Genomic DNA, 12802 nt, shown 5'->3' on the forward strand with positions numbered 1-12802 from the left:
GCATCTTCGGTTCCTGTGCTACCTCCGGTCGAAGGATTGATCGGCCTGCTGCTGTTGATCGGACTGAAGACGCGATGGGCTTTGATTGCATCCTCTCTGCTGATGCTGGTGCTCACGTTCGGATCAGCGATGGTGCAGAACTGGGCCGCGGCCGGTACGCAGCTGATGTATGCACTTGTCTTTTCTGCCCTGTTGTTCCTGCGGCGGTACAACTCATGGTCCGTGGATGGATGCTGGAACAAGGAGCAGGAGGATCGAATCCAGAAAGGTTCGTGACCCTCTTGCTTCGCTATGCTAAAGGCCCTTGAGGACCGAGCCGATAACACCGCCGATAACACCAGATTCTGTATTCTGCTCAGCGCGCTCGACCTTCATGTACTCCTGAAGCTGGTTGGCCAGGCGCTGGATGGGAAGCGTCTGCAGCCAGACGCGGCCAGGACCGGTAAGTACGGCGAGAAAGATACCGTCGCCTCCGAAGATGAGGTTGCGGATGCCGGGAATACGCTGAATCTGAAAGGAGACATTGGCATGAAAGGCGCCTACATGTCCGGGATGAACGCGCAGGGTCTCGCCGGGAGCGAGATCTTTGACGATCACCTCGCCTGAGAGCTCGAGCCATGCCAGTCCCTGTCCCGCGACCTTTTGGAGGAGGAAGCCATCTCCGCCGAAGATTCCAGCGCCAAGCGATTGCTGGAACCCTGCTCCGAGAACAATTCCAGACGTGGCACAGAGGAAGCCGTGACGGTGGACCATGTACTCGTGGCCCTGAGCAACCTCCACCGGAACGATGTGACCGGGAACACGAGTGGCAAAGGCGACCGTGCCGGGCGCGCCATAAGCGCGGTACTCGGTCATAAATAGCGTTCCACCCCCAGCAACCCGCTTGATCGCGCCCAGAAAACCGCCACCGCCGGCATGCTGGGTATGAGTGGTCATCTGGATCGACTGGCTCATCCAGGAGAGTTCTCCCGCCTCGGAGATAACCGCATCGTTGTGGTCGAGTGCAAACTCAAGGACCGGCATCGTGGTGCCGACGATTCTGTGCTCCATATCGAGTCTCCCGTGATGCTGGCCGGGATAGGTCAGCGCCTTCGCAAAGTCAGCCATCCAACAGATCTCTGCTATACCGTTTTTACAGCGTCTGGTTCAATTGCTCCATTAATTCTTCGGTTGTGTGAACGGGAGGTAGGCACCCTCTTCCTGTACAGACGACCGCCAGTGCATTTGCCGATGCGTCTTTGATACCGGGAAGATGTGGAATCGTCTCCGCCAGCGAAGGAGGAAGGCTCTGAAGCTGCGTTCTCCGCAGACGGATCACGCTCTTGTTTACAGCGTAACGAGCCAGTGCGGCAGTTTCCAGCTCTGTTGCAGGGCCGTCTTCACCGATAATGCATACCTGCACGGGCCCCTTCACCATCCTCTGCAGGGCAAGACCGTAACTCGCCGCATAGAGGCCGAAGTGCTCGACGATCCCGGCAAACGTTTCAACTGTCTCAAGTGCTTTTGCAGCGTAGTCATCACGCTGATTGAGCGCCTCGAGACGCACCAGAAGCATTGCGGCAACTGAGTTGCCGGCAGGAGTGGGTGAATCCTGCAAGGGCTTTCTGCGGACCGAAAGTGCGCCGATTTTGTTGCCGGATGTGCTCTCCGTATCAAAGAAAGCGCCTCCGACCATATCGTAGAAACGAGCGATCAGAGTATCGGCGATGCCCTGTGCTGCTTCATAGTAGCGATGCTCTCCGGTGGCCTCCCACGCGTCCAGCGCGGCATTGGCCAGCGCGGCGTAGTCTTCAAGCGTCCCCGGAACCCGCTTTCCCGGAACACCTTCTCCATAGACAAGCACATGAGCCAATCCATGTTCAGGATTCCACGTGGCTTTAAGCACGCGATCCAGCGATTTGAGAGCAAACTCGCTGGTTTCGGGGAGATGCAGCACGCGACCGGCTACAAGATAGGCCGAGATGCACATCGCGTTCCAGCCGACATACATCGTCTTGTCAATATAAGGCGTCGGACGCTTCAGCCTCGCGGCATACAGCTTTTCCTTCGCAGAGAGCAGCAACGCACTGGCGCGCTCCAGAGCGATCCCATGCTTCACGGCAAGCTGATCGAGAGAGTCTCGGACATGCAGTACATTCTTCTGCGGGTTGTGGTGCATGTCACCGATCTCGCCGATATCGTAGAAGTCTGCGGCGATCGTCAGCTCCTCAGGCGTCAGCACGGCTGAGGCTTCCTCCCTGGTCCAGGTAAAGTAATCACCGTCGTCATCAAGGGAGAAATCCGCATCCTGCGAAGAGTAGAAGCCGCCCTGCTCGCGATCGGTCAACCATTCATCCATCCACCGGATAATGTCGCGTGCTACGCGTGCGCACTCCGGCTCGACGAAGGTCTGATAGGCGTGGACGTAGTTCTTCAACAACTCGCTGTTGTCGTACGCCATCTTTTCAAAGTGAGGCACGATCCAATGCTCATCGACAGAGTAGCGATGAAAGCCCCCGGCCAGATGATCGTAGATGCCTCCGCGCGACATTTTTTGCAGGGTGACCAATGCGGCCGTCCGCGCTCTCTCCGACTGTTCGGGAGAGGTCGCCGGAGAGACGCGCGAGGCGGCGTCGAGCAGCAGGTCAATCGCGCCGGAGTGCGGAAACTTTGGCTGAGAACCGAATCCTCCGGAACGCGGATCGAACTGCTTAAGCCCTGCATCGACGAGCTTGGCTACAAGTTCGGGGCCGGGATTTCCCGCTTTCCCCATAAAGGACTCGTTATGTTCGATGGCCGCCATGACTCCCGCAGCAGAGTCGTTGACATCATCGCGTTTCTGCTGGAACGCCTCGATCATCGTCATCAGGACTCGTGGAAAGCCGGGTCGTCCATGACGATCCTCCGGTGGGAAATACGTCCCTCCAAAGAAGGGTCTTCCATCCGGAGTCAGAAATCCTGTGAGCGGCCAGCCGCCTTGTCCGCTGATCGCCGAAACGGCCGCCTGATAGCGCGTATCCACATCCGGGCGCTCGTCGCGGTCGACCTTGATCGCAATAAAGTGCTTGTTGATCAGTTCAGCAATTGCTGGATGTTCGTAGGACTCCCGGTCCATGACATGACACCAGTGACACCAGACAGCGCCAATATCAAGGAGGATGGGCTTATCTTCCTCCTGGGCGCGCGCAAATGCTTCGTCTCCCCACTCATGCCACTGCACGGGCTGATGCATCGCCGACCTGAGATATGCGGAAGAGGAATTCTTCAGGGCGTTTTCTGTCGCGGTGTTGTTGCTTTCACTCATCCTCCCAGTGTAGTGCAGCCTACACGGTCGTGCCGACGCTCATAGGATCACAGAAAAAGGAAAAGGCCCGGAGTCTACGGGCCTTTCCATCGTTGCAGCAAGCAATCCTAGTTCTGGGGAGCCGCTGGAGGGGTCGTTGTGAGAGGCTTCGGCGTCTCCTGCGGCTTTGGCGCCGTGAGACCCGGAATCGCCGGAGGATGCGAAATGTTTCCGGTCGCGGCGTCGACGATGTTGACACCGTATTTATCCAGCAGGTTCGACAGCAGCTGACCCAGCGCCACGCGATCCTTTGCATAGGCGGCGGTTGCAGAGATCAACGTGTTATCCGCTGTAGCCAGATTACGCTGCTGCTGGAGGACCAGTGCCGTCGTCGAAGCCCCCAGCCTGTACTTCTTCTGCTCGGCTTCCAGGCTCTGGACTGCATAGTCCCGGGCAGCCTGCGCGGACTGTACCTGGGCGCGATCGTTGGTCAAAGCATACTGGCCGTTGATAACGTTGATGCGAACCTGCGTGTAGAGCTGCTGCAGGCGCATCTGCGACTGGCGATATTCCATCTGCGAGCGTGCCTGGTCGGCCTGCGCAATGCGATTGCGCAGAGGGATGGTGATGTTGACTCCAACTGCCTGATCCGGATACCTGCCATTGAAGGTATTTGAGAAGACATCATTCAGGCCTCGCGTTGGGTATGAACCCGGAGGGCAGGGCGTTCCAGCGAAATCGCACTGCAAAGCCGGATTCTGCGAGCCGCCAAGAGCAGAGCCACCATAAAAGGCATACGCATCCACTGTGGGAAGCAATCCATTCTTAAGCGCCTTGATGGTGATCTCATTGTTCTTCATATTCAGGCTGGCCTGCTCAATCTGAGGATTGTTAGCGTAGGCTTGGCGTACGAGATCCTCAACCGGAGTATCTTCCTCAGGTAGACGATCCAGACTCACACGATCCGTCGGAATCACAGGGGCATTCGAGAGCTGAGGATCGTTCAGGTTACGCGCAATCGCCTGCTTCATCAAAAGCTGCTGGTACTCAAGATTGGTCTGCGAGGCGACCAGAGCCTGCTTGTCCGCTGCCACTGCAGCATCGGAGTTCACTACGTCGAGCGGAGCCAACGTTCCGATCTCGAGCTGTCGGCGGTTGTCGGCCGTCAACTGCGTGGACTGCGCCAGTGCGCGCTCCTTCGCCTGCTCATCTTCATAGGCGCTTACCAGACCCCAGTAGATGTTTTCAACCTGGGACACGGTGTACAACAGCTGTGCACGGAAAGCAGAATCTGTGATACGGCGGTCGTTCTTCGCTTGAAGAATAAGGCGACCGTTCAGGCCCCATCCAAAGCCCTGCAACAGATGCTGCGTCACCCGAAGCTGGAACTGAGAGTTCAACTGCGGGCTATAGGACGAACGAACGCTGTTTGTCGTCGTCCGTGAATTGTTGAAGGTGAAGTTGAGCTGCGTTCCAGTCAGAAACCCCTGCTGATAACCGAAGTTGTAAGTTCCGGTGTTCTGCTTAAGGGTGTCGGTGCCGGTAATCAGGGTGTTGGTCTGCTGAGTGTTCTGAGATTCGTATTGCAGGTTTCCCGTAAATGTAGGATCCAGATTCGTAGGAAGCGGACCGCCGCCGTTCGTGCTGAGAACAATACCCGTAGCTCCAGCAGCTCCGCCACCGACTCCGCTCGATGTTCCACCCGGTCCGCCGCCGCCTGCAATGGTGGAGGTCGTGCCACCAATGGTGTTCGTCACCAGGCCGGTCGAGACACCTCGTAGAGTACCGCCCGCCTTGGTCCGCAAAATGTCGGTATCCGCGATATCCAGGTTGATCCTTGCGATCTCGATGTCGTAGTTGTTTTCCAACGCGAGTGTGACAGCGTCGGAGAGGCTGAGATAAATCTTTCCGTCACGCAGCAGCTGAGCCAACTGTGGCGTGTTGCCCAGACGCACCTGCGGCACGGTAATCGACGTGTAGGGTGCGATGGGATTCCAGAAGTGACTCCTGGGCTTGGTATAGTCCACTCCTGTGTCGCGCAGATAGAGCGGCTCGGTCGGCTTCGGCTGAGGAGCCTGGGGCAGCCCGGGAGTCCCAGTCGTATCGGTCACAACCGCCTGCTGTGGCGCCGGAGAGGTCGGGTTTGTCTGGGTCTGCGTCTGATTCTGGGTCGGCGGCTGAGGCTGCGGTGTTGCCTGCTGGGCCATTACCGGCGGTGTGCTTACGCTCATCAGCAGCAGACTTATACTTGCTGCTGCCTGCATATCCCTTAGTCTCACGATGCGATCTCCAACCTTCCCTTTGAATCTGGCCGGGGACTCCCCTGCACTCGGGAGTTCACCGGGAATGCAATTACCAATATCGGCTCCGTCACAATCACCGCCGGAGCAAGTCGTCTGTACTTTCAGTGTCTTACTAAAGACGCACAGCACCACGCCAAGGACTCTTAAAGATGATGATCCTTCCGGTACCGTTCGCCACAAATTCTCCAAAGCTGTAACTGGCTTCTGATACGTACTCGGACTGGCTTTCGTTCCGGCGCTTGACTGTTTTTCGGGCTTGTGACCCGGTAAGTATATCAACCCCATGGAATTATGCGCAGCGCTCCCTGCCGGAAGACTTTCCTCTGTCACATGCCTGGCCGGGCCGTGTTACCGTGCAAGTGGTCGCATGTCACACTGGAAGCTCACCATTGTCTATGACGGAAGCCCCTATCATGGCTGGCAGATTCAGCCGGGATTGCCAACCGTCCAGGGGGTTCTTGCCGAGGCAATCCGCCACATCACTGGGGAGACTATTCTTCCACAGGGTTCGGGACGAACCGATACAGGGGTTCATGCGCTTGGGCAGGTTGCGTCTTTCTCCTTGAAATCGCCAATTCCAGGACCAAACCTTCAGCGCGCTCTCAATAACCTGCTTCCCCCCAGCATTCGTATTCTCAACGCCGAGGCCGTTCCACCGGATTTTCACGCGCGGCACAGCGCCGGCCGCAAGATCTATGAATACCGCATTTCCACGCACGCAATCTGTCCGCCGACACTCGCCCGGTTCGTGTGGAACTGCACATGGCCGCTGGATATGGAAAGGATGCAGGAAGCCGCCCAGCATGTTATCGGAACGCACGACTTTACCTCGTTCGCAGCCGCTACGCCTGACCTTGCCACCCGGCAGGCCAACGAAACGGAAGATTCGCTTGAGACGCAGGAGAAATCCTCTGTCCGGACCATCTTCGCCTCAAGCTGGCACCGGGAGGAGAGCCTCCTGATCTATCGGGTAACAGGCTCCGGATTCCTTCACCATATGGTGCGCAATCTTGTAGGAACCTTGGTAGATGTTGGCCGAGGCAGGACATCGCCGGATGCGCTGCCAGGCATTCTCGCCGCCCGCGCGCGGCCTGCTGCCGGTCCAACCGCGCCACCTCAGGGTCTCTTTCTCCTGGAAGTCGATTACTGTTTTCCACGGGAATCGCGCTAACCTTCAAGGAAACGGATGACGGACTCCTCCTACCTGCGTATCAACCGCCTCGCAACGCTCACCGCGGTACATCGTGCCTTCCACTGGCTCCATCTGCACCAGCCGCAACTTCGACGATGGCTGCTTGAGATGGTACGGATTCCCGCTCCTCCCTTTGGGGAACATGCCCGCGCCGCATGGTTTATCGAGCGCTTTCAGACGCTCGGGTTGACGAATGTACATCTTGACCCGGAAGGAAACGCACTGGCTGAGTTTGCGCCCGAGGATGGTTCGGCGGAAAACAGCCCGATCATCCTAATCTCGGCTCACCTCGATACCGTCTTTCCTGCCGGAACATTGTGCGATCCCCTGGAGACAGACGACGATTCACGCATTCATGGCCCCGGGGTATGCGATAACGCCGCTGGACTTTCTGCACTGCTGGCGATGGCCGCGGCGTTGCGTTACGCGAAGGTCAACCCACCATCCACCATCCTGTTCGCCGCCAACGTTGGGGAGGAGGGTGAGGGTGATCTTCGCGGCATGCGCCATCTCTTTCTGGAAGGTCCCTACAAAAATCGGATAGCGGCCGCCCTGGCTCTCGAAGGCAGTGGAACCGCTGTGGTTACCCGTGCCCTGGGAAGTCTTCGCTTCCGCTGCACGATCCATGGCCCGGGAGGGCACTCCTGGTCGGATGCCGGGACCCCCAACCCGATTCTTCTGCTCAGTCGCGCGCTCACGGCGATCTCCGAGCTGCCTCTGCCCTCTTCACCCCTCACGACTCTGAATGTGGGGCACATCGCTGGCGGCACGTCCGTCAACTCGATTCCGGCCTCGGCAAGCGCACTGCTGGAGCTTCGATCGAGCGACGCCCATATCCTGCGAAACGCCTCGCTGCAGATTCGGCGCATTCTGACCGCATCGGTCGCTCCCTTCGAATCGCTCTACCCGGCAGTAAGTCTCGAGATAAAGCCGGTTGGAGAGCGGCCTGCGGGTCACCTTCCTGATGACTCGGCTCTTCTCGCGGCGCTGCGTGGCGTCGACCGGCACTTCTCTCTTCGAACCGAGCTGCGCCTGGGATCGACAGACGCCAATCTCCCTTTCTCGCTGGGGATTCCTGCGCTGGCGATCGGTACTGGCGGTACTGGCGGCAATATCCACACTCTTGAGGAGTGGTATGACCCGGCAGGGCGGGAGATGGCTCTGCGCCGCCTGTTACTCCTGCTTCTTGCGGTTACACAGATAGCTCCGCAGCTCGCAGATGAGGCTTCGAAGCAGGAGAGCCGCGCTGCGGCCGACTGAGACTTTAGAATTTTGTTCGTAGTGAAGCTTCCTTCGCCATGTCCAGAGCAGAGTTGCAGCGCCTGAGCCCATCCACAATCGCCCATCTTTTGCTCCTGGCTGTGGTACTCATCTGGGGCGCTACGTTCGTCCTTATTAAGGACGCGCTTCAGGATGTTTCGCCCCTTCTCTTCAATCTCTTGCGGATGGCCCTGGCGGCAGTTGCCCTCGCCTTCATCAATCGACGGCACCTGCGTGCGGTTACTCGTCATGGCCTCTTGGCAGGCGCCATCGTCGGGATATTTCTAGCGGCGGGCTATCAATTCCAGACATCGGGACTTGCGCGGACCACGGCGGTTAAATCTGCCTTCATCACCGGGACGGTGGTCGTATTTGTGCCCCTCCTGACGATGATTCCCTCCCTGAGGCCCGCATCAGCGCCTGTTCCGCAAGCGTCCTCTCTTGCAGGAGCGCTGCTTGCCTTTGGTGGGCTTGTGCTCCTTACCACTCCTGCAGCAACCAGATGGGGAAATCTCTTCAGCTCAATCGGCACCGGGGATCTTCTTACACTGCTGTGCGCCATTGCCTTTGCCGGCCATCTGCTCGCGCTGGCACACACATCCACCAAGATTCCCATTCCTCAACTGGCAACGCTCCAAATTGCCTTTGCAGCTTTGTTGATGGTGCTTACGCTTCCACTCGGAGGCACAGTCTACCTGAATGTCACTCCACGGCTTATCGTTGCGCTGCTTGTGACTGCGCTTCTGGCCACAGCGGCAGCTTTCACGATTCAAAGCTGGGCGCAGCAGCATCTTCCGCCCACCCATACGGCACTCCTTCTTACCCTCGAACCTGTCTTCGCCTGGCTGACATCGTTCCTCTTTCTCGGGGAGAGACTGAGTGCGCGTTCCCTGACTGGCGCTCTGCTGATTCTTGCAGGCATCCTCCTGACAGAACTCATCCCGCACCCGCACCCCATCTCAGAGCATCCTTCTGATTCCGTGCAATACTAACTTCCGCCAGCCGCGGCAACATTTGCCTCTCCTTCGCGTCTAATTACGGGGAATGAGCCGCTCAAGCTAATTCCGCGGCCTACCCCATCACGCCCGGGGACTATACTTAAAACTTGGTCTGTCGTGCTCCAGTTGACAGACAAGGAAGCAAACGAAAGAGGTCTGATTTCTTAATGGATACACCGACAAGAAAGTTCAAGAGCTGGTTCGAACGCACGCGCAGCCATCGCCTTACGACGACCTTCGCCCTTCTGGCCACGCTTTCGGCCGGCATCCTGGTGGGCTCGGTCATTACCGGCGGTGTCAGCGGCAAAGAGCAGGCGCCTGACAGCTCTGACGCGAAGCCGCTGACCATTCCGGCAGCGAAGACGCTTTCGAATGGCTTTTCTCAGATCGCCAAGCAGGTGGGGCCTGCTGTCGTTAACATCAATACCGAATCTCTGCCGAAACAACTCGACAATCGGCGTGGCCGTCGCGGACCTCAGAGGGGGACACCGGGTGATGATGACGATCAGCAGAACGATATGCAGGATTTCTTCAATCGCTTCTTCGGGAATCCTGGTGGAGGCGATGATGGCGATGGCATGATGGGAGCTGAACGGAGAGCTCTTGGGTCAGGGTTCATCGTCGACCCCCGCGGTTACATCATCACGAACAACCATGTTGTGGATAAAGCTGACAAAATCTACGTCCGGCTTTCGACCGATCCTAATAACGGGCCGGACTCCGAGGGCCGTCCCGCAAAGATAATCGGAACCGACAAGGACACCGATATCGCTGTCATCAAGATCGAGTCAGACAAACCTCTCCCGACCATAAAGCTCGGAAATTCTGACGGAGCGCAGGTCGGAGACTGGGTTCTGGCGATTGGCAGCCCGTTTGGCCTTTCGCAGACAGTCTCGGCCGGTATCGTCTCGGCCAAGAACCGCTCCATCGATGAACCATCGCCTTCAGGGATTTCGCAATCCCAGTTCCAGCGCTTCATCCAGACGGATGCCGCCATCAACCCCGGTAACTCCGGCGGTCCACTAGTCAATATGGATGGCGAGGTCATTGGAATGAACACTGCGATCTATACCCAGTCGATGGGATCGCAGGGTGTGGGATTTGCGATGCCGTCCAACATCATCGCAAACGTCTACAACATGTTGATCGGACCGGAACACAAGGTCGTGCGCGGCTCTATCGGCATCAGCTTCCAGTCTTCAACCAGTTCTGCAGTTGGCCGTATCTACGGTTTCAAGAACGGGATTATCGTTTCCACCGTGACGCCGAACGGCGGGGCGGCCAAGGCTGGCATCAAGCCGGGTGACGTCATTGTCTCCATCGACGGCCGCCAGATTAAGGACGGCGACGATCTGGTGAACGACATCTCGGGACGGAAGGTTGGGAGCACCGTCAAGCTGGGGTATCTCCGTGATGGCAAGCAGGGTACGGCAGACGTCACCATCGGGGATCGCGCCAAGACCTATGCGGACCTGATGGGTGACAACGGTGATGACGATAACTCCCCGCAGGAGTCCGATGCCGGACAGACGAAGCTGGGCATCACGGTAGCGGCCATTCCGGCCTCGGTAGCGCAGAAGACCGGCATCAGCCGTGGCGTCATCGTGATGAGCGTGCGTCCAGGCTCGTTCGCAGACGAGATCGGGCTTGGCAAGGGAGCAATCATCACCGAGATCAACAAGAAGGCTGTAACAGACGAAGCGTCATACAGAAGCATCGTCTCCGGCCTCAAATCCAAGGATGACGTGGTGTTCGTCATCCATTCGCCTCTACGAAAGGACAGCGGCAACTCCTACGTGGGAGGAACGCTTCCATAAGACATCACCTGGTCCTTTGCGGGATCTCCCGGTCCCGCAAAGGATTAATGTCCTGCATGTTTCCCCTTTGGGAAACATGCATTTTTATGGGAATCTTTTCCTTGCATTCTGCGAGCCGGCAACGATACCCTACCGCAAAGAGTTCGGCAGAATTGCACGGTACTCTGCCCTCACACACTGTAGCGCGAGGTTTTTTCTTCATGCGGCCAGGCCGACTCCTAAGTTTCACTCTCGTTCTTGCAACCACTGTCACCCCCTGCGTCGCGAAGAGTCGCAAACATCACACCCCTGCAAAGCACACGAAGGTCGTCGCTAAGGCAAAAGGGCAGCGCACCATCGATGATTCACGAGCAACGCAGATTCAGCAGGCCCTTGTTCGGTCGGGCTATATGACAGAGGTAAGTGGCCACTGGGATTCGACGACAGAGACCGCCATGCAGAAGTACCAGTCCGATAATGGTTGGCAGACGAAGCTGATGCCCGATTCGCGCGCTATCATCAAGCTCGGACTCGGTCCCAACCAGACCAGCTCGAACAGCGCCGCAGACACCGTCTCTTCGACTCCACAGACCGTAGCTGAGAGCTCTTCCCAAATGGGTGATCTTTCGCAGCGCTAATATTCTCTTCCCATCCAATTCAGCTCAAAGTCAAACGCCCTTGCGACCATAGATCGCAAAGGCGTTTGACTTTCATCTTTCCTATGTTGTCCGATCGACGGTGAAGATGTAATCAAGCATGTCTTCCGCTGTCGAAGGCAGCATTCCCTGCCTTCCGATTGCTGAGGCTTCCAGCCACAGCCTCAACCAGTAAAAGCGCCCTACCCGCACGAGGCGGGATCCCACCGGCTGCTTCTGCTCCAGAACAGCTGTAATCCTCGCCGCCATCGCGTCGTGCTCCCTGAAGGATTCCTGCTTTACCTCGACTCCATTCTTCGCATGTAAAAGGGTACATGCCGATCTATACTCTTCTGTCGGCATCAGACCCGTCTCGACCTTCAAGCCAGTCATCTGCTCCAGGACCAACGCAATGGAAGCGTCCAGGTGATCTTCGAAACCCACATAAAGGATGCGCGAGCCGGCAACTCGCACAGGAAGCATGCCAAGCTGATCGATCAGGATCTCGGGCATCACCAGAGCCATCTCTCCGGCAGAAAATCCATGACTGCCAAGAATAGGAGCTCCCCACTGCAGACTGAGACCGCGAGTTACCTTCTCCGCTTCCAACCCACATTCGGCGACCAGGATCTCTCCGATCCGGCCGCCGTTATGCCGCTGAAGATCGAGCGCGTATTGCAGTTGTGCATGCGTGATCCAGCCCTGGGCAAGCAACAGCAATCCAAGCGGCACACGGTGCCTGTGCGGAGCCGAGAGATTGCTGGCGTATTTAGCCGCCTCGCGCCGGACAGCCGCACGCACGAAGCTGAGAACGCAGCGCCCGCTGCACCCCCACCGGTCCTCGAAGATCGGCCGCCTCCGGCTTCTCCACGGGGCGACCCAGGATGACGTGCATTCCAGGCTGGCACAGGTGCGACGCGCCTGCTTCCCATCGACCGCGTCGCGGGAAGACCCTGAAGGATGGTATCGATCCTCATCCCAGGCAAGCGGATTGTCCAGGGAAGGAAGCTGTGAAAGGTTTAGATCGACTGCTGTCTTCTTTCCTAGAAAAAGCATCGTATACTCTCCAGCCGCAGTTGCGGCGTCGCCACCTCTGTCACCCGCAACGCGAAGTTGCCGCTCACCACCACCACTTCGCCACGGGCCACGATTCTGTCGCCGACAACGAGATCGACAGGCTCATTGACGTGTCGATCCAGTTCAAGCACCGTTCCCGGCCCAAGCTCCAGAACCTCATGCAGCGCCATCTCACGCGTTCCGAAGCGGATGGTCGCATCGAGATCGATGTCATAGAGCAGGTCCAGTTTTGAATCTGGTCCTTGATTTGGACTTCCGGTTATGTTTTCTTCCATCGGC

General features: G+C 57.7%; 11 protein-coding genes. 6 read left to right on the forward strand and 5 right to left on the reverse strand.

The features are described from left to right. Positions 1-15: 15 nt before the first annotated feature. The gene (locus GWR55_RS04835; protein ID WP_162401244.1) at positions 16-276 is read left to right on the forward strand and encodes a hypothetical protein; all 261 of its coding nucleotides are present in this window, start codon (positions 16-18) and stop codon (positions 274-276) included. An 18-nt stretch (positions 277-294) separates the two neighbouring features. On the opposite strand, the gene GWR55_RS04840 is transcribed toward GWR55_RS04835, so the two are convergent. The 3 genes from GWR55_RS04840 to GWR55_RS04850 form a co-directional block, all read right to left on the reverse strand. Further along, complete coding sequence (locus GWR55_RS04840; protein ID WP_370521359.1) at positions 295-1107, reverse strand: AIM24 family protein; 813 nt, start codon at positions 1105-1107, stop codon at positions 295-297. Positions 1108-1132: 25 nt separating this feature from the next. After that, positions 1133-3283 (reverse strand): thioredoxin domain-containing protein, encoded by a 2151-nt coding sequence (locus GWR55_RS04845; RefSeq protein ID WP_162401245.1) that lies wholly within the window; start codon positions 3281-3283, stop codon positions 1133-1135. A 107-nt stretch (positions 3284-3390) separates the two neighbouring features. Then, complete coding sequence (locus GWR55_RS04850; RefSeq protein ID WP_238398650.1) at positions 3391-5541, reverse strand: TolC family protein; 2151 nt, start codon at positions 5539-5541, stop codon at positions 3391-3393. A gap of 391 nt (positions 5542-5932) precedes the next feature. Between GWR55_RS04850 and truA the strand changes: the two genes are divergently transcribed. The 5 genes from truA (at position 5933) to GWR55_RS04875 (ending at position 11449) form a co-directional block, all read left to right on the forward strand. Further along, the gene (gene truA, locus GWR55_RS04855) at positions 5933-6736 is read left to right on the forward strand and encodes a tRNA pseudouridine(38-40) synthase TruA (RefSeq protein WP_162401246.1); all 804 of its coding nucleotides are present in this window, start codon (positions 5933-5935) and stop codon (positions 6734-6736) included. Positions 6737-6751: 15 nt separating this feature from the next. After that, entirely contained in the window at positions 6752-8017 is a 1266-nt protein-coding gene (locus tag GWR55_RS04860; RefSeq protein WP_162401247.1) for a M20/M25/M40 family metallo-hydrolase, read from the forward strand. A gap of 38 nt (positions 8018-8055) precedes the next feature. Next, the gene (locus GWR55_RS04865; protein ID WP_162401248.1) at positions 8056-9009 is read left to right on the forward strand and encodes a DMT family transporter; all 954 of its coding nucleotides are present in this window, start codon (positions 8056-8058) and stop codon (positions 9007-9009) included. Positions 9010-9182: 173 nt separating this feature from the next. Beyond that, the gene (locus tag GWR55_RS04870) at positions 9183-10832 is read left to right on the forward strand and encodes a trypsin-like peptidase domain-containing protein (RefSeq protein ID WP_162401249.1); all 1650 of its coding nucleotides are present in this window, start codon (positions 9183-9185) and stop codon (positions 10830-10832) included. Between the two features lie 200 nt (positions 10833-11032). Next, positions 11033-11449 carry a peptidoglycan-binding protein gene (locus GWR55_RS04875; protein WP_162401250.1) on the forward strand — a complete coding sequence of 139 codons (417 nt, stop codon included), beginning with the start codon at positions 11033-11035 and terminating at the stop codon, positions 11447-11449. A gap of 81 nt (positions 11450-11530) precedes the next feature. Here GWR55_RS04875 and GWR55_RS04880 read toward each other — a convergent pair whose 3' ends face one another. Next, positions 11531-12502 carry a hypothetical protein gene (locus tag GWR55_RS04880; protein ID WP_162401251.1) on the reverse strand — a complete coding sequence of 324 codons (972 nt, stop codon included), beginning with the start codon at positions 12500-12502 and terminating at the stop codon, positions 11531-11533. After that, on the reverse strand, positions 12490-12798 hold the full coding sequence (locus GWR55_RS04885) for a FliM/FliN family flagellar motor switch protein (RefSeq protein WP_162401252.1): 309 nt from the start codon (positions 12796-12798) through the stop codon (positions 12490-12492). The genes GWR55_RS04880 and GWR55_RS04885 overlap by 13 nt, the downstream gene beginning before the upstream one ends. Between the last annotated feature and the right edge of the window lie 4 nt (positions 12799-12802).

The sequence above is a fragment of the Edaphobacter sp. 12200R-103 genome, assembly GCF_010093025.1.
Taxonomy (GTDB): Bacteria; Acidobacteriota; Terriglobia; order Terriglobales; family Acidobacteriaceae; genus Edaphobacter.